We start from the raw sequence: 18,119 nt of genomic DNA, 5'->3' as shown, positions 1-18,119 counted from the left end.
TCCCTTAATAATTGACCCATTTTTTCTGCCCCCTCCACTGCAATATGGTGATGATAACCACTACCAAGAACAGAATGATCGCCATGGTGCTTCCGTAACCGATTTTATAAAATTCAAAGGATACCTTATAAAGGTAATGCACCAGTACAGAAGAAGAGGTTCCCGGCCCGCCTTTTGTCAAGATCTGGATCGCGTCAAAGATCTTAAAGGAGCTGATGATTCCCGTAATGAACAGGAAAAATGTGGTGGGACTGACTAAGGGGATAGTTAAATATCTAATCTTTTGCCACTTACCGGCCCCATCGATATCCGCCGCCTCATACAGATCCTTCGGTATGGACTGCAGACCTGTTATGTAAACCAGCATATAATACCCGATGTTCTGCCAGATAAACATCAGCGTGATGGTGAACAGCGCCCATTTTGGATCAGCCAGCCATTTGGGCGGATTTACCATGCCCAGGCTTCTGAGGAATTCATTGACCGGTCCGTAAGTCGGCTGGAACACCACTTTCCAGACAGTTGCCACCGCCACGCCGCTGGAAATATAAGGCAGGAAGTAGACAGTCTTAAACAGTTGTTTTGAAAATACATAGTCATTGATCAGTATTGCTCCGAAAAGCCCTAATATCAACAATGCCGGCAGGGACCATATGGCGAACAGGATATTATTCTTTAAGGATTCATAAAATACAGGATCTTTAAAAAGTTCCACATAATTACCGAATCCAATCAGTTTAATTCCTTTCAGACCTGAGACTAGGTCCCACTGTGAAAAACTAAGCACAATTGTCAAAATCAAGGGGAACAGGCTGAACAGGATGAAACCGATAAAGCTCGGTGCGATAAACAGACAGCCGGCTATGGTATTGCGCCGGACGTTCTTTTTGCTGAGTCCTGTCATCATATTCTTGTAAACTCCCTTTCTGTATCATAGCCTGGAAGGCTTAATAATAAAGCAGCTGCTTGATGATTAAACTATATCATCCAGGCAGCTGCCAAAACATAACCAATATTTACATAAGTTTCCGATATTTTTACATCTTTTTTTCTTGTCTCCGATAGGCACCCGGTGTCTGTCCTGTATATTTCTTAAAGGATTCATTAAAATATGTGATATTGGAATACCCCACTTCCGCCGCAATGGCTTCTACAGAAAGCCCTGTATATTTAAGCTTCTGCCTCGCCCGGTCCATCCTCTGGCGAACCAGATAATCCACAAAATTCTCTTCCATTTTCCCCTTAAAATAGCGGCTGAAATAGCTGGCATTCATGGAAACATGCTGCGCCACACGGCCCAGGCTCAAATGCTCTCCCAGATTTTCCTCTATATAGCGCAGAGCGTTGGTGAGCACCTCATCCCGGCTGGAATATGCGCATTCCCTGATTCTGGCGATACCGTCCGCCAGCATCCAGTACAGAAGCTGTTCCAGTTCATAGATACTGCATACCTGGTAAATCCGTTTTCTCTGCAGGCATGTCATCACGTTGGGAATCGATGCATTGACCCGCATAGCTTCGCGCAGAAGAAGGACAAGAACCTGCTCTCCTGTCTCCAGGACGGATTCCGGTGTTTCCCGTCTCCCGGATACTTCCTTTAGAAAACCTTTGACCCATTGTTCCGATTTCTCCGTATCCAATTCCCGGATACAGTCCTCGCAGCGGTTCAGCAAAGCCGCTTGATCCGTTTCTTTTACAAAATGCTCCTCTTCCCCACTCTCCTCAATTAAAAACATTCTGTGTTTTCTATAGAAACGCCGAGACCGCAGCTGCCTCAGATTCTCGTATAATCTGCTGATATTGTCTTTCCTGCAGGGCTCCAGGCCAGCATAAAAATAAGTGAGCGTCTGTTCTCCGTCAAATTGCCTGCTGATCTGCCCATAAAGTTCTGATACAAGCTGCTTCTCTTCTCCCTCCTGTCCTTTCATCATGACCACATATTCATAATCCGACCTTCTAAACAAAAAACAGTCAGGAAACTTTACGATCAGCTGCTTTAAACGGTCCGCAGGTCCATTTTCTTCTTCTCCATATAATGGCAGTACATATAGAAGCCCCATCAGATAGCGGTTTTTCTCAAAATCCAGTCCATAAGGCAGAATCTTCAGTTCATTGGAAACCACTGCTTTATTGAGCATATTTTCCCGATAGTTTACAATCTCTTTTTCCGCCTTTTCTATGGATTTATACAGTTCTTCCCGGGTCATGGTTTCCTTCACAATATAATCACAGGCTCCCGTACGAAACGCGCTTCTTGCCATCTCAAAATCATCATTACAGGTCAGATAGATGAAACGCATGGCAGGAAACCTGGATCTCAGCTTCTCCACCAGCTTAATGCCGTCCATTCCAGGCATGGTGATGTCCGTGATCAAAATATCCGGCTCCTTTTCACAGACCACATCCCAGGCTGCAATACCGTCATAAGCAGTTCCCACAACCTGGCAGCCATGCTCTTCCCACTCTACAGTTTTTTTAAGTCCTTCCACAATATTAATTTCATCATCCACGATCACTATCCTAAGCATGGCCTTCTCCTTTACTCATCCTGTTCCCGTTCATACCGTTCAATCGCCTCAAGACAGATGGATATCTCCACTACCGCCCCCCTGCACTCTCCGTCCTCCATCCGGTTATACAGGCGGAAATGAGAATTCCCCTCATAGTACAGGTTAACCCTGTCCCTCACGTTGATAAGGCCTATGCTGGAAAAGGATGCCTTGTTCCGCTTTTTATCCATCTGCCTCAGTTCAGGATCAAAGCCCTCCGGAAAGCCCACTCCGTCGTCCTCTACCCGGATGTTTAGAAAGCCGTCCTTTTCCTCCCCACGAATGGTGATATGGCCGCTCTCCATGTTTCCCATCCCATGGATAATGGAATTCTCCACCAATGGCTGCAAAAGGAGCCTGGGAAGCAGATGATATCCCATCCCTTCCTCTATAAAGATTCTGAGTTCGACCTTATTCTGATGCCTCAGGTTATGAAGGCTCACATACTTTTCCAGCATTTGGCAGCTCTCAAGCAAAGTAATCTGTTCCTGCCCCTTTTTTATGCTCATCTTGAGCAAGGCAGAAAGCTGGAGCACCATTTCCTCCACGCCCGGATCTTTAGCCGCAGCCGCCCAGCGGATTGAACTGAGCACGTTGAACAGGAAATGGGGATTGATCTGTGCCTGGAGCGCGTCGATCTCCGCCTCACGCTTCTGGTTTTCCCTGATCTTCAGCTGTTTCATCAGATCATTGATCCTGTCCAGCATGCGGTTGAAGCTGGTCTGCAGCACCCGGATCTCTCCCTGTCCCGTCTCAGGCACCCGGATTCCCAGATTTCCTTCTTCCACCTGATTCATCTTCTCGCTCAGAGACATCACCGGACGGCTGATTAACTGGGCGATTCCCAGAGCCACTGCCACAAATATGCCCAGCAAAACCAAGGTTATGATATAAGTCCTGTTATGGACTGCATTTACCCGTGAAAAGATGGTCTCATATGGGGTCACAGACACCGCCCTCCACTCTTCTACCATAGGAGAGGAATAGACCACCATCATCTCCCGGCCCTCATACCCGACCTTCTTCCAGCCGCTGGAATCCGCAGCTTTCTCAAATGACAGGAGAGGGAACTCCCTTCCGATAGCGTTCTTATCACCGCCCGACACGATATGGCCGTCGTTATCCACAAGGTACAGTTCGGAATGGGACGCACTTCGTGTCATCATGTCATAGATATATTTTTCTGATAATTCAATATAGATGATCCCAATATTCTTCTGGCTGGTCATGCTCTCTTTTACCGGAATTACAGCGCAAAACCGGTTTTCCTTGATGGAATCCCCTGTCTTTAGAGGATCCAGCCACAGGATCGTGCTGTCTCTGCTGGCCATCACTTCAGGAAACCAGGAAGAAGCTTTCAGGCTTTCCGCATAAGCGCCGATATTTTCCCTGCTTCCAAAGCTCTGCCCCTCATTGGGGATGATCATGACTGCAAACGGATACTTCATCAGAAACATCTGCGCGCCTTCCAGAATATCGTCAAACATCTGTAGCTGCTGATATTTAAACAGCATGTCTCCGCCATCCTTTTTTTCTGCCTCTCCGCTCATAAGACGGCGGACGTCATTATCCGACGACATGTTGAGAAGCAGACGGTTCATATCCATCAGCATGTCATTAACGGTTCTGGAATAGCTCTCCACCGTATGGACCTGGGCGTCGCTGATCTGATCCAAAAGGACCTCCGACGATATTTTATTGCTGTATGCCATCAAAACCATCAGTGGTGCAATGATAAAAAATGAAAACGCAATGGCAAGGCGAACTCTTATGCTCATGTACTCCTCCCGTCTTTCCCGCTGCCCTCGTCTCAGCCCCTTAAACCGCAAAAATCCGGGCTTTTCTCTCAAATTCCAAGTTTCTTGGTTTCATCTTATCATGCAAACGGCAAGCAAGTCAACACGCCCGAAAGAACGGTAATCTTTCCTGCTCCACATCATAACAGTATCAATATTCTTATTCATAACCGCTTAACTTTACCGCAAATAGAAGAACGCCTCCAGGTTCTATACCTGAAAGCGTTCTTTTTCCATAGGACTTTTTCACATCCCCTAACGATTTACCCTTAATATAACATCACTCCAAAATCCGCCCCCCAGTCACTCCCGTCTTCACACCATCCCGGATCTCCAAAACCCCATTCACCATCAAATATTCAATCCCCGCAGAGACCCGGCACGGATTCTCATAATCTCCCATTGCCTTAAACTTCTCCCGATCAATCACAGCCAGGTCCGCCCAGTATCCTTCTCTCACCTCTCCCCGCTCCAAGAGGCCGAACCGTTTGGCGGCCGCCCCGGTCAGCCTGTGGATCAGTTCTTCCGGAGAAAATGCCCCTTTGCCCACATACCGGTTCCACAAAACCGGAAAACTTCCATAATATCTGGGGTGGGGCATCTGGCGGATCAATGGTTTCACATCTCCCATGGCCAGCCCGTCCGTCCCGTACAGACACCTGTCATGCAGGGCGATCCGGTCCATGTCCTCTTCATCCGTCAGAAACATAACCATTTCCACACGGCCCTTTTCCTCTGCCATCAGGCGGCAGGCCGCTTCCGCCGGAGAACAGTTCCATCTCCGGGCGATTTCAGATATCCGTTTGCCAATACATTCCTTATGCAATGCCAGGCTGGTAATCATCAGGTTTTCCCCCTGCTGTTCCCCTATGAAGGTGCTCCAGCCGGGCGTTCCTGTTTCCATCTGTCTGATGATTTCCCCCCTCATTTCAGGATCATTCAGCCGCTCTATCAGCGCCTCCATTCCCCCTTCATGAAATGCCGGCGGAAATACCAGCCCCAGATAGGAACTGCCCGCGGTATATGGATAGAGGTCAAAGGTGATATCAACGCCCTCTCCAGCCGCTTTATCGATCAGGTCCAGCAGTTCCCCGCTGCGTCCTTTATTGTGAACGCCCGCACATTTCAGGTGGGATATGTGAACCTTGGCCCCGCTGTTCCTTCCTATGGAGATCACCTCATTTACAGCCTTAAAAAGCGTCGCCCGCTCACCTCTTATGTGGAACGTGAAGATCTTATCCCATTTCTTCACCACACGTGCCAGGGCCGTCAGTTCTTCCTCATCTCCATAGAAATCAGGCGGATAACCTAATCCTGTTGAAATGCCGGCGGCCCCCTGTCTGAAATGTTCCTCCAAAATGCCGCACATCCGTTCCAACTGCCCGCTGTCCGCCTTTTTATCCTCGTACCCCATCACCGACGCCCGGATGCTTCCGTGACCCACCAGAGGAACCAGGTTTACATTGGGCCCGGCCGCCTCCATCCGTTTTCGGTAGCCTTCAAAGTCCGCCCAGTCCCAGGGCACCTCCTCCACATCAATAAATGCCAGCGACGCCCTTCTCCGCTTTAACCATTCCCTGTCCCGTATCAGCGGAAATGGAGAAAACCCGCAGTTTCCCGTCACCTCCGTCGTGATCCCCTGGAACACCTTGCTTCCCGGATCATTTTCATACAGCAGGGAAATGTCGGAATGGGAATGCACATCGATGAATCCGGGGCACAGGATTTTCCCCTTTAAATCAATTACCTCTCCCCCATCCGCGTCTATTTCCGGCGCTATTTTCACAATCCGGCCGTCCCGAACCGCGATATCCGCGATCCTGCCCTTTCCTCCCGTACCGTCAATCACCCATGCCCGCTGAAATAAATACTGGTACATAGTCTCCTGCCTTTCTCAATAATTCCTGCCTCTCGCGTCCACATGGATTATCTTTTCAAATTCCCCATTGCGGAACGCAAAATAGTCATCATGGAGATTGCCGATCACACATGCATGATTTGGAATGATATCCACCTGCTGCCCGATCTGAAACTCCGTCTTCTTCTCATCAAACCTGAGATAACCGTGTTCCTCATTCAATTTATACAGTTCCACATCCGGAAATCCCACCAGGTATCCGTATCCCTGCCCCGGCTTCGTATCCGACGACAAAGACTTGCTGCCCGCGTCAATGGTAGCCAGCCCCGGTTTCGGCGTGCTGACCACCGACGCCCTGATTTTAAGGGCGCAGTCTCCCGTCTCCGCCGTATGTAAATGAACAGAATTCATATCATTGAACACACAGCTCCCCGCCCTGGATTCCGTAATCACTCCGTGGAGCCCGGCATACATGGAAGTGGCGCTGCTCCCGGCGGAAACCACCTCCACCTCATATCCCCCATCCTCCAAAACCTTTTTGTTATGGGCCATCAGCTCTGCTTCTTCCATGGCAAACTCCTCTAATTTCCCAGGTTCCTTCAGATCCGGCCTCAGCCCCACATAGGTGAAAATGCCTTTGACCTCCAGCCAGGGAAGTTCCCTCAGCTTTCCTGCAAATTCAATCAGCCTTTCATCGTCAAATATCCCGCCCCTCTGGTTTTGGGCCCCGATTTCTATGAGCGTTTTTATCCTCATTCCCCTGCTCTTTCCAAGGCTGTTCAACTGCCCTGCGCTGACCTCATTGTCCACCGTCACCGTTACGTCCGCTATGTCCATTAATTTCCCCAGACGTTCCATCTTGTCCGCTCCAACTAACGGATAAGCCACTAATATATCCTTAATTCCCGCCTCTGCCATGACCATAGCCTCTGAAATCTTGGCGCAGGTAATCCCCTTTGCCCCCATCTCCAACTGCATCCTGGCTATTTCCACTGATTTATGGGTCTTGATGTGAGGGCGGTAGCTGATCCCTTCCTTTTTAAGCCGCTCCGCCATGGTTTTAATGTTCCGTTCCACTATGTCCAAATCCAGCCACGGATATGGCGTCGATAAATTCATCATACGCTTTCCTTTCGGTTCTTAATCACAAACATCACAATGGTCACCACCACCAATATGAGGAAGAACAAACTGATCGGCTTTTGAACGAATATCAGACAGCTTCCCTTGGATAAAGCCAGCGCCCGCCTGCAGTTCTGTTCCGCCATGGGCCCCAATACGATTCCCAAAAGCAGAGGCGTAACCGGCAGTTTCAGCTTTCCGGCCACATAAGCCAGCGCTCCGAACACAAGAATGATCTTCACGTCAAACATAGAGTTATTGGCCACAAATACCCCCACCACACAGAGCACAAACAGCACCGGAATCATGGCCTGCATGGGAATCCGGTTCACCTGGGCGAACAGTTTGACAAAATATCTTCCCTGAATATACATAAATATATTGATCACCAGCAGGGAAATCATGATTCCATAAATGATATCCATATTATTTTTAAACAGCGTCGGCCCCGGTGTCAGCCCCTGCATTAAAAATGCGCCTACCAGGATCGCCGTAACCATATCCCCCGGAACCCCTAAAGAGAGCAGGGGAATGAGGGTGGACCCGGTCACGCCGTTGTTGCCCGCTTCCGAAGCCGCAACCCCTTCAATGGACCCTTCCCCAAATTCTTCCGGATGCTTGGAAACCCGTTTCGCTTCATTATAAGAGATAAAAGAAGCAATGGCCGCCCCTGTTCCCGGAATCGCCCCGATGATGGTTCCGATCCCGCTGGATTTGAGAATTGTGGCCATACACCGCTTCATATCCGCCATGGTAAGCCGGTCCTCTTTGGAGCTGAGATCGGCGTTTACATCGATCTTTTCAATCCCTTTGGCCTTGTTGAACATTTCCGAAAGGGCAAACAGGCCGATGAGGGCAGGAATCATGTCAATTCCTCCCGCCAGATACAGATTCCCAAACGTCAGCCTCTGTATCCCGTCCATGGGGTCCATGCCGATCATGATTACGAACATTCCGAGACATCCCATCAACAGCCCTTTAAAAATGTTCTTGCCGCTGACCCCTGAAATGATGGACAACCCGAACACAGCCAATGAAAAATACTCGGCCGGCCCAAATTTCAAAGCGATTTTGGACAGAATCGGTGAGATGAAAATCAGCGTAAATGTGCTGACAATCCCGCCGATACAGGAAGCCGTCAGCGCCATCATCAAAGCCTTTCTCGGCTTACCCTTTTTCGCCAGGGCAAACCCGTCCATGGCGGTCGCCGCCGAAGCGGCCGTTCCCGGCGTATTGATAAGAATCGCCGTAACCGATCCCCCATAAGTCCCGCCGCAGTACATCCCCAAAAGCCACGACAAACTGATTATGGGATCCAGATAAAATGTAAACGGCATAAACAAGACGATGGCAACACCGCCCGAAAGCCCGGGCAGCGCCCCGAATATAATCCCGATAGCCACCCCAAGATTCATGAACAGTATATTCTGGACTGAAAATGAAACCGACAGCGCTTGAATAAATTGTTCCATATCATACCTCCTTCATTTTTGGCGTGCGCTTACGGCAGATACACCTTCAAAAAGATTCTGAACCCATAATAAATCGCCGCCGTCAACCCAATGCAGACAACATAATATACCGGGTTTTTAGACTTAAAAAATACCAGTATCCCGCTGACAAACAATGCGGAGGACAGAATAAATCCCAACGGTTCTATCAAAAATATGTACGCAGTCATGATGAGAAACATCAGCCCCACCCGTTTCAGTTCATACAGGTCAACTTCCACGGTCTCCTTTTTCATATTTTTTCTGTACCTGCCCCACTCTCCAGCCAAAACCCCCAGGCTGGAGAGGATCATGATAACAGAAACAATGTAAGGAAACAGTCTCGGCCCATAGTCATTATGGCCTGCCGGAATCTGGGTGGGAATGATAAATAAAGCGGCCGTTCCCAGAACCAGAAAAATAATTCCGGTACACAAATTAGTATTTATCTTCATATTTCCTCCATTCTGAAGCATTTTACCGCAGCCCTGCTTCTTATGCCTAATTTTGGCTCAGGCCCAGTTCGTCCAGAATTTTTCCTGTCTGTTCCACATTACTCAAAAGCTTTTCTTCCACTTCTTCAGGGGTATTGTGATCCATCATCACGGAACCGCCCTCTTCCAGAAGTTTTTTGATCTCAGGATCTTTCAGAATCTTATCAAATCCATCGTACAGATAATCAATGATCTCGTCAGGAGTATCCTTAGGAGCTGCTATGAATTTCCATACTTCAAAATCGAAATTATAGCCCATTTCTTTGGCTGTAGGTACATCAGGATACTGGGCAATCCGCTCATTGGAATATACCAGCAGCGGAACAAATGTATCCGCGTCTTCGTATGACATGATATTGACCGGATGCAGAGAACCGAACTGGACATGGTTCCCCATCATAGCCGCCAGAAGCTCACCGCCTCCTGTATAGTTAATTCCATTCACATCCGCATCCAGCTCGCCAAACAGCGCATAATTGGCTATCTCATGGAGAGAACCGCTGCCGGTAAACCCGAAATTCACCGTGTTATTCTTGGCATATTCCTTAAACTCGTCAAATGTTTTAATCCCGGTCTGGGTGGTGGTCACCAGCATGATGGGATCTACTGTAGTTCCGATAACCGGCTTGAAATCTTCAGCCTTATAGGTAACGGCGTTCATCTTCGGCTGAGTGGAAAATACTCCAATGGCTTCAAAAATAATGCTGTACCCGTCCCCTTTTTCCTTTAAAAATTCCGTGGTGGCGATCGTTCCACCCGCACCGCCCCGGTTCACAATATTCAGCGGCTGTCCCAGATATTTCTCTGCTCCGGTTGCTATGGTTCTCACAAATACGTCCGTTCCGCCGCCTGCATCCCAGGGAACAATGATCTTAATGGGCTTTTTCGGATATCCGTCCGGAAGTTTTTTCTCCTCCGCCGAAGCCTGGCTCACAGCGGCGGTCTCCTCCGCTTTTTTGGTTTCCTCCGCTTTCTGGGTTTCTTCCGCTTTCTTAGCCTCTTCCGCCTTCTGCGTCTGCTCCGTTTTTGCAGCCGGCGCCTGTTCCGTCTTGGAAGAGCCGCAGCCCGCCATGAGAACTGCCGATACCGCTAACGCCATACATAAAATACTTGTTTTTCTCATAATATTTCCTCCTTTTATTGAACGATTTCCATGTATCTGTCTTTTAACAACATGCACTCCTGTTCCGAAAGCACCGGGTCAAATCCGGCCGTATAGGGACGGCAGAACCCGAGCGCCGACAAAAGCCCTTTTAAATTAACATTAATCGACATATTCTTATAGGAAAACAGCCCCGTAATCCTGCTGATCTTCATCTGCAGGTCAATGGCCTTCTGAGTTTCCCCCTGTTCCAAATAATGGTAAATATCCAGATCCAGCCTGGGATCCAAATTTGGAATCGGCGACATCGATCCCGCCGCCCCCATCTGGAGGGAAGCGCAGATGAGCGGCGCCCTTCCCACAAATACGCTGAAATCCTGTTCTTTTGTTTCATGCACCACCCGCTGGAATGTGATGTGATTGCCGCTGCTGTCCTTCAGCCCCACAATATTCTCATGGGCGCTCAGATCCACCAGCGTCTGAATCCCCACATTATTCCTGGTGATTGACGGAATGTTATAGATCATCGTGGGCAGTTCCGAATATTCTGCCAGCCGCACAAAATAATCTCCCATGGCTTCCTGTGTCTCGTCAAAATACATCGGCGGTATGTTGAGCACATAATCCGCATGATGTCTGTATGCAGTTTTTATATTCTCCTTCACCCGCTGTACCGACGCAGCCCCGGTAGAGACAATCAATACCCCTCTGTCCTTTGTCTCATCCCTGGCCGTTTCCACCGCCTGTTCAAATGTTTTCTGTTCCACGACCACCCCTTCGCCGCAGGATCCCAGAATCATCACCCCCTGGCAGCCCCCGTCCAGCGCTCTTTTTATCAACTGCCGGTAGCTGTTCTCATCCAGAGAACCATCTTCATTCAAAGGCGTTATCATTGCGGGAATACTTCCTTTTAAACATTCATTCATCCGTCTGCCCATCCCCCTTTATCTCTGCTATCAGTTCGACCTCTACGCTTATGTTGCCCGGAAGAACCGCCATTCCCAGCGCGCTGCGGCTGTGCCGTCCCGCCTCTCCAAATACCTGTTCCATCAGGTCTGAAGCGCCGTTTATGACTGCCGGCTGTTTGGTAAACTCCGGATCGCTGGCCACAAACCCCTTTAAATGGACGATCCTCTCAACCCGGTTCAAAGTTCCCAGATAATTTCTTAACTGGGCCAGCAGATTCAGACCGCAGATCCTGGCCGCCCGGTACCCTTCCTCTTCCGAAACCTCTTTGCCCAGCTTGCCCAAATATCTCCGCTCCCCCTGATACATCGTGCCCTGGCCGGATAAAAACAGCAGGTTTCCCACCCTGACACAAGGAACATATGACGCCTTAGGCACAGGCGCGTCCGGAAGTTCAATTCCCAATGACGTCAATCGTTCTTCCGCATTCATCATACCCCTCCTTCGTTCGAATAATCGAACCACCATTGATTCGAATATACGAATAATCATTCTTATATACAAACTACAATTTGATAATATCATACATATTTTCTCTTGTCAACAAAGTGCGCTTCTTTTATTTATCTATTTTTATTACTTTTATTTCATATTTTTTCTAGTTTTTGTGTGTATTTTACAATATTTACCAGTGATGTTTGACAATGCGGAAAAAACGTGTTATGTTTTAATTGTTCGGTATTACGAACCGATATTATTTTTAATAGACGAGTTATTAATCAAATTACTAACAAACTAAGCGGCACAAAAATTGTACGCTTATAAATCAAATGATTTATAAAAACATTTTTTGTAATACCATAAAGGAGTGATCATATGCCAGATAAAGAACTTCACCGTCCAACCCTGCGCGTTTTAAAAATTTTAGAAGCGGTTGCCTTCAACAAACAGGGATACACATTAACTGAAATGGCGGATTTTATAGGAGCGCCTAAAAGCAGCATTTTCCCGGTTCTGCACACATTGGTAGATCAAAAATACCTCTATTACAACCGGCAGAGCATGCGTTATTTTATTGGAATGAAAGCCTACGAAGTGGGCCAGACTTATGCGAAACAGTCAGATGTGCTGAAAGATATTTCGGAAATTATTTTAAATATGGTCAATGTATGCGGGGAAACTTCTCATTTTGCGGTTTTGGACGGAGGGAACATCTTCTACCTGATCACCCACGATTCCCCCGAACGGGTGAGAATCTTCACCACCGTGGGCGCCAGAATGCCGGCATACGCCACCAGCTTGGGAAAAGCCCTGCTTCTGGACCATTCCTTAGACCAGCTTAAATCCATGTATCCGGAACAACTGCCGCCCTTAACTTCCCAGACAGTTTCCACCGTCCCCCAGCTATACCGGCAGTTACAGGAGTTCCAGGCCGCCCAGGTCACCTTTGAGCAGGGGGAATCCAACGCCAATATCTCCTGCTTCGCCGTCCCGATCCGGAAAAATGGAGGGATTATCGCGGCTCTGAGCATCTCGGTGCTCCAGTCCCATTTTACGGATGATAAGGCGGAACTGCTGAAAGTATTGCTGAAAAATGCTAAGAATAAGATTGAGAATCTGGTGCGGGATGTGGATGTGAATTTTATAAAGTAAACTGTGTGTATCTTGTTTTTTAGTTGTAAATATCATACACTAAAACCATCAAGTACAATGAGGTTGATAAATGAAAAAATGCAGATCGGCTGAAGTATTGAATATCAGCATGGAAGAATTGATTGAGTAACAGTAAAAGGGGGAAATCGCATGAATATATCAACAGCATTTAATATTTTTGTCCGTCAGGCTCTCCGCGAGTGCGGTCTCCCCTTTTTTCATGTAACGCGGAATCAACCAAACACGGAAACCATTGCTGCAATGCATGAGGCGGAAAGGATTGCGAAAGATCCCTCTGAAAAAGGGTATACTGATTTAAACCAGCTTTTCGCAGACCGTGAAACTGGCTACTTACAAAATTCAAAAGGGTACTTGAAAAATTCAAGTACCCAGTGTATAATTTACTTAGAAGTAATCAAAAGACATGGATTTGTCTGATGATTGCGCTTCGGATTAACTCACAATTTTTAGTTATGGGCTATCCTCTATTTGCGGTAGAGGATAGCTATTTTTTGTTCTGATGGTTATCTATGCAGGCAAGCGCGGCAAAAATCACCAGCACCAATGTCAACACTTCAAGTGTATCCATATTACATTTCCTCCTTCGCTTATTTCCGAAGGAAACCACCAGACTATCCTCTGACTTCTTTTCAACTATACACCAATTTTTTATCGTGGAGAGGAACCAAATACAATGATAACTATTATATATTTAAATTGCTATATGACTGCGATTTATAACAGACTACATTACCATTAAGGCTAATCTCAGCACTATTAAAATATAGTTTATACCGCAAATTTCTTTACCTATATATACTGCGTCACATCTTCCCGCTTTTCATAAACCAATTCCAATCCCTCAGCCGTCAGACGCTTCATTTCCCCATCATAAACCGGCTCATGTTTTCTGCACCACTCCGCAAACGCCTCTAAATCAGGATATTCATCCTTCCCCGCTCCCATACAGCAGTAGGCGATCTCATCCCCGTAGCTTCTGTACTCGCAGTCGAATACCTGATCCTGATGGACCTTCATGGGTTCGCTGCACCAGAGGGCCAGATATCCGCCGTCCTTCTGACCGAACAGCCAGTGTTCCTCCACTGCCTGCCGTTCAAACTTAACCCCTGGCCAGAATGCATGGGTAAAATGAATCGGGTGTTCCTCAGGGATCACATAAATGGCTCCCAGCACGCCCTTTTCCTGGCGGATCGCCGGCATAACGCCGTTGCCGTACCAGAATCCCGGACGCATTTCGCTGGAATCGCAGCTTCCGCCCGGATGGTTGGTGAACACCTGGGTCTGGCCGTCCAGCGCCGCGCTCCACATATGCTGCTGGTATCCATAGACGCCCGGCTCAAAGCAGGTGGTGCCGTGGAAACGTTCATTTAAGGACTTGGTGTACTCGTGGGTCTTCTTATCCACCGGCTCCATTTCCTCAACCAGCGTCAAATTGGTCCATCTCTTAAATCCTTCGTCCATTCTGGGCGACTGTACGGAAGTCATGCAGAAACCTTCGTTCTTCTCCAAACGGATCATGGCATTTCCCGTCTCATATTCCGTGGAAATGTCCTCCGCCATCTTTTCGGCCAGCCCTTCCGGTATTTTATATTTGCTGGTAGCGTAAAATGCCAGCCAGCCCTCGCCGTAAGAATAAGGCACCTGGGGATTGACCAGGTTCATGAGAGCCTGGGCTCCCTGGAGGAAGGGGTAGATAACCTGGCGGTAAACCCGGCCCATGGGCGCGATAATCGATCCCTTATAGGTGTGCATTGCCAGCATTCCCAGCAGACGGTCCGTAACTTTCGCGGCCCTGGCGGAAATCTCCTTCGTCGTATAGTCAATGGCGTTCAGCAGGCCCGCAAATGTAACGCACATATAAACCGTGCTCAAAAATTCCTCAAATCCGTGTTCTTCCACATCATCCAGCCACTGCTCCACCCGCTTTTTACCGGCTTCATACAGTTCCTGTCCCGTCATATGGGCCCGTGTGAAATATTCCTCCGGGTAGAGTTCCCCGGCATTCATTGCGGATACATAGAACATGAGGGAATGGTTTTCACTCCAAAAGCACATGGCGTCGGAACCTTCCTGATCCATCCAGAAACGGTAATGGAGCAGAACATCTTTCACCCGTTCTTTCAGCTCTTCATCCAGCTCGTAATTTTTCAGATAGCGGACCAGGCCGCATACCAGGAAATCGGAGCAGTCAAAACGCTTTTCAATCTGGGATAAGGTTTCTAAAAACAGCTCCCTGTCCTTTGGAGTTGTGGTTCCCGTCACCTTCCGGGCCAGGATATTGGAAATGGAAAAACCGAATTTCCCGCCGCGGCTCAGCGATTCCACCGCCGCAGTCCGTTTGAATATCTCCATTTTATTCTCTTCAAAGCTGAGTCCTTCCAGCTTTTTGGGCAGGATCCGGCTGATATCTTCCATCCGGCGGCTCAGTTTCTGCCCATTTATCATACATTCCACAACGATATAGGGGCGGCCTTCTTCCAGTTTTTCAGCCGTAATGCCGCTGATATCATGGCGCACGATTTTGGTTTTCACCTGGCCGAAATCAGGGCTTAACGAATCGTACCCCAAAGTGGTTCCGGCAGGGGCAGGGCCGTCAAACCGCACTTCCCCGTCCTTTATCACAGCTCCCGACAGCCACTCTGCGCAGGAGACAACCGCATCCGTATGCTCCTGATCCGGCAGAGATACGCTGATCTGATCCCGGTTTTCCAGAATCTGGATTCCGAATAAAGTTCTGGTATCCCTGACCCCCAGGGTCTGAAGCCTGATGCAGAGCTGGTTTACGCCCTTTTTCAGCTTCAGGATCACTTCCTGTTTCCTGATCGGTTTGTAAACAGGGGGCATCATGGAACACACATGATCGTCATTGCACCACAGGTCTATGGAAGAATAGGACCACACCACCGCTTTAACCTCCATATCCCTGTCGGCCACAAGCTGGGTGCAGGCATCCATTTCCACTCTGGTCAGAACGGAATAAAATGTGCTCAAATCCACAAACCAGTTTTCGTAATTATAATAATAACGCCACGGAAGCCCTAAACTGCTGGTTTTTCCAAGCAGAATCTCTCCTTCCGGCTTCCTTTCCTGCTTCTTTGTAAGGATGGAACGGAGATATTTTTCATAACGGAGCTGGTTTTCATCCACTGTATTGTCCTTAAAATCTTCCTCTTTCAGGCCTGAAACCAGATAACTCATGATAAAACCTTCTGAATTTAATTGACTTGTCTTCATACTTTCCTCTTATTCCGCCGCACCTGCGGCATCTTAATTATTGTGGACAGCTTTTTGGACGTATTTAACCTTTCACCGCTCCGGCCGTCATTCCGCTCATAAACTGCTTGCTGGTGAATATGTAGATTACCACAATCGGTATGATGGAAATGGTGGCGCCGGCAAACATCAGGTTCCAGGCCGCGGTTCCGTCACCGCTGTTCTTTAACATTGTAACACCAACTGTCAGCGGACGCATCTTTTCATTGGACATTGTAAATACCAACGGCATGATGTATTCGTTCCAGCCTGCACGGAAGGACAACAGTCCTGTGGTGGCTAAGATCGGCTTTAACAGCGGCAGTATCACTTTATAATAAATCTGGAAAAATGTACAGCCGTCAATTTTAGCCGCGTCGTCCAGTTCTTTGGAAATGGTATTCATGAAACCTCTGACCAGGAATATATAAGTGGCCTGGCCGGTACCCGCCGCAATCAGGATTACACTGAGCAAGGACGTGTTCATTTTCACCTTAACAGCCAGTTCAAACAGCGGCCTCAGCGTAACGCTTCCTACATTTACAAACATAAATGCCACAAAAAGGCTGTACAGAAGCTCTTTTCCCCTGAAATTCTTTCTGGCGAACACATATCCTGCCATGCTGGTGGCAACCAGAGTGACGATCATAACGCCCACACTGATCATAATACTGTTGAAGGTATATCTGGCGAAATTGGCCTTGTGCCACGCCTCTTTGTAGTTATCCAGGATAAATTTCTCAGGCAGCAGTTTTGTGCCGCCCCTTAACAGTTCCGCATTCTCCTTAAAGGACCCGAAGATGATGTAAATCAGCGGATATAAGGTGAGCGCCGCAACTAAAATGAGAAACACAACCAGCAGCGCGCGGATAATTTTAGATTGTGTCGAATATACGGTATGACTCTTTTCCATAAAAGCCCCTCCTAAATCACATCATCAAGTTTTCTGGCAACAAACATATAAATGGCGGTAATAATCCCGATAATCAGGGCAGCCACGATACTGAGCATGGTCGCATAACCGATCTGCGGCGTGGTGCTGGAACTGAATATCAATTTATATATGTAAGAGAACATGACGTGAGAGCGGTTATTTGGCCCGCCGTCCGTCAATACCAAAATGGACTGGTAATCTTTAAATGCATTGGTAATCGCCAGCATGAGAATAACTTTCAACACCGGGCTCAGCATCGGAAGGGTGATTCCGAAAAATGTCTGCACGCCGTTGGCTCCGTCAATCTTGCTGCTCTCATATATTTCCTCAGGAATACTGGTCATTCCTGAAATAAACAAAATCATGTAGTTACCAAAACCGCCCCAGACGGCCACGATAACAATGGATATCATAACAATGCTGGCATTTCCAAGCCAGTCAATGGGCGCGTTGATAATTCCCATTTTTTGAAGGAAAGAATTCAAAACGCCGTTATATACCGCAAAAATGAATCCGAAAATCAAACTGTAAATAGCCGCGCTGATAACAGTGGGCATAAAATAAATACCACGGAAAATTCCGGTCCCTTTCAGCTTCTGATTTAAAAGGACAGCCAGCAAAAGGGATAAAGGCACGATGATAACCAGCTTCATGCCCGCATATTCAAAGGTGTGCAGCACGCTCCGCCAGAACGTCTCATCGCTGAGCATACGCATAAAGTTCCTGGAACCTGTAAAATAGGCTTTAAAACCGTTGTAGTCATAGCAGACATAACGGAACAGCCAGAAAAACGGGTAAACGGACATTGTAATCAACAGAAAGACGGAGGGAAGCATCATAAAGAATGCGGCAAAATCCCCTCTGTTCCTTGCCTTGGCAAACTTCTCCGAAAAACTAAGTTTCTTTTTATTTTCCATACTTACCTCTCAATCCGCCGCTTTA

Annotated in this window: 14 protein-coding genes and 1 pseudogene; 2 read left to right on the top strand and 13 right to left on the bottom strand. The window is 47.8% G+C overall.

Going from position 1 to position 18,119, the window contains the following annotated elements:
* Nucleotides 1-4 precede the first annotated feature (4 nt).
* From GPL15_RS02280 to GPL15_RS02235, 10 genes are all read right to left on the bottom strand, one after another.
* Nucleotides 5-907 (bottom strand): sugar ABC transporter permease, encoded by a 903-nt coding sequence (locus GPL15_RS02280; protein WP_215695564.1) that lies wholly within the window; start codon nt 905-907, stop codon nt 5-7.
* A 130-nt stretch (nt 908-1,037) separates the two neighbouring features.
* On the bottom strand, nt 1,038-2,528 hold the full coding sequence (locus GPL15_RS02275; protein ID WP_215695563.1) for a response regulator: 1,491 nt from the start codon (nt 2,526-2,528) through the stop codon (nt 1,038-1,040).
* Between the two features lie 11 nt (nt 2,529-2,539).
* Nucleotides 2,540-4,327 carry a sensor histidine kinase gene (locus GPL15_RS02270; protein ID WP_215695562.1) on the bottom strand — a complete coding sequence of 596 codons (1,788 nt, stop codon included), beginning with the start codon at nt 4,325-4,327 and terminating at the stop codon, nt 2,540-2,542.
* 298 nt (nt 4,328-4,625) lie between these two features.
* Complete coding sequence (locus GPL15_RS02265; protein WP_215695561.1) at nt 4,626-6,224, bottom strand: D-aminoacylase; 1,599 nt, start codon at nt 6,222-6,224, stop codon at nt 4,626-4,628.
* Between the two features lie 15 nt (nt 6,225-6,239).
* Nucleotides 6,240-7,325 (bottom strand): alanine racemase, encoded by a 1,086-nt coding sequence (locus GPL15_RS02260; protein WP_215695559.1) that lies wholly within the window; start codon nt 7,323-7,325, stop codon nt 6,240-6,242.
* A complete protein-coding gene (locus GPL15_RS02255) occupies nt 7,322-8,797 on the bottom strand; it encodes a tripartite tricarboxylate transporter permease (RefSeq protein WP_215695557.1) in 1,476 nt (491 codons plus the stop codon). The genes GPL15_RS02260 and GPL15_RS02255 overlap by 4 nt, the downstream gene beginning before the upstream one ends.
* Before the next feature lie 29 nt (nt 8,798-8,826).
* Entirely contained in the window at nt 8,827-9,270 is a 444-nt protein-coding gene (locus GPL15_RS02250) for a tripartite tricarboxylate transporter TctB family protein (RefSeq protein WP_215695555.1), read from the bottom strand.
* A 46-nt stretch (nt 9,271-9,316) separates the two neighbouring features.
* Entirely contained in the window at nt 9,317-10,432 is a 1,116-nt protein-coding gene (locus GPL15_RS02245; RefSeq protein WP_215695553.1) for a tripartite tricarboxylate transporter substrate binding protein, read from the bottom strand.
* Between the two features lie 14 nt (nt 10,433-10,446).
* The gene (locus tag GPL15_RS02240) at nt 10,447-11,337 is read right to left on the bottom strand and encodes a dihydrodipicolinate synthase family protein (RefSeq protein ID WP_215695551.1); all 891 of its coding nucleotides are present in this window, start codon (nt 11,335-11,337) and stop codon (nt 10,447-10,449) included.
* Nucleotides 11,330-11,812: a RidA family protein gene (locus GPL15_RS02235; protein ID WP_252198040.1), complete on the bottom strand. Its 483-nt coding sequence runs from the start codon at nt 11,810-11,812 to the stop codon at nt 11,330-11,332. The genes GPL15_RS02240 and GPL15_RS02235 overlap by 8 nt, the downstream gene beginning before the upstream one ends.
* Nucleotides 11,813-12,193: 381 nt before the next feature.
* Here GPL15_RS02235 and GPL15_RS02230 point away from each other — a divergent pair, with 381 nt between their 5' ends.
* Together GPL15_RS02230 and GPL15_RS02225 are read left to right on the top strand one after the other, a co-directional pair.
* Nucleotides 12,194-12,970 (top strand): IclR family transcriptional regulator, encoded by a 777-nt coding sequence (locus tag GPL15_RS02230; protein ID WP_215695549.1) that lies wholly within the window; start codon nt 12,194-12,196, stop codon nt 12,968-12,970.
* Between the two features lie 150 nt (nt 12,971-13,120).
* Nucleotides 13,121-13,306 (top strand): annotated as a pseudogene (locus GPL15_RS02225) (type II toxin-antitoxin system RelB/DinJ family antitoxin); the annotation flags it as partial.
* 474 nt (nt 13,307-13,780) lie between these two features.
* Here the strand turns inward: GPL15_RS02225 and GPL15_RS02220 are convergent.
* The 3 genes from GPL15_RS02220 to GPL15_RS02210 form a co-directional block, all read right to left on the bottom strand.
* On the bottom strand, nt 13,781-16,225 hold the full coding sequence (locus GPL15_RS02220) for a hypothetical protein (RefSeq protein WP_215695547.1): 2,445 nt from the start codon (nt 16,223-16,225) through the stop codon (nt 13,781-13,783).
* A gap of 64 nt (nt 16,226-16,289) precedes the next feature.
* Complete coding sequence (locus GPL15_RS02215) at nt 16,290-17,156, bottom strand: carbohydrate ABC transporter permease (RefSeq protein ID WP_215695545.1); 867 nt, start codon at nt 17,154-17,156, stop codon at nt 16,290-16,292.
* 11 nt (nt 17,157-17,167) lie between these two features.
* Nucleotides 17,168-18,094, bottom strand: coding sequence for a sugar ABC transporter permease (locus GPL15_RS02210; protein ID WP_215695543.1), 927 nt, complete (start codon nt 18,092-18,094; stop codon nt 17,168-17,170).
* Between the last annotated feature and the right edge of the window lie 25 nt (nt 18,095-18,119).

The organism is Clostridium sp. MCC353 (assembly GCF_018785315.1).
Lineage (GTDB): Bacteria > Bacillota > Clostridia > Lachnospirales > Lachnospiraceae > CHH4-2.
This window is presented reverse-complemented; position numbering and strand designations above follow the sequence as displayed.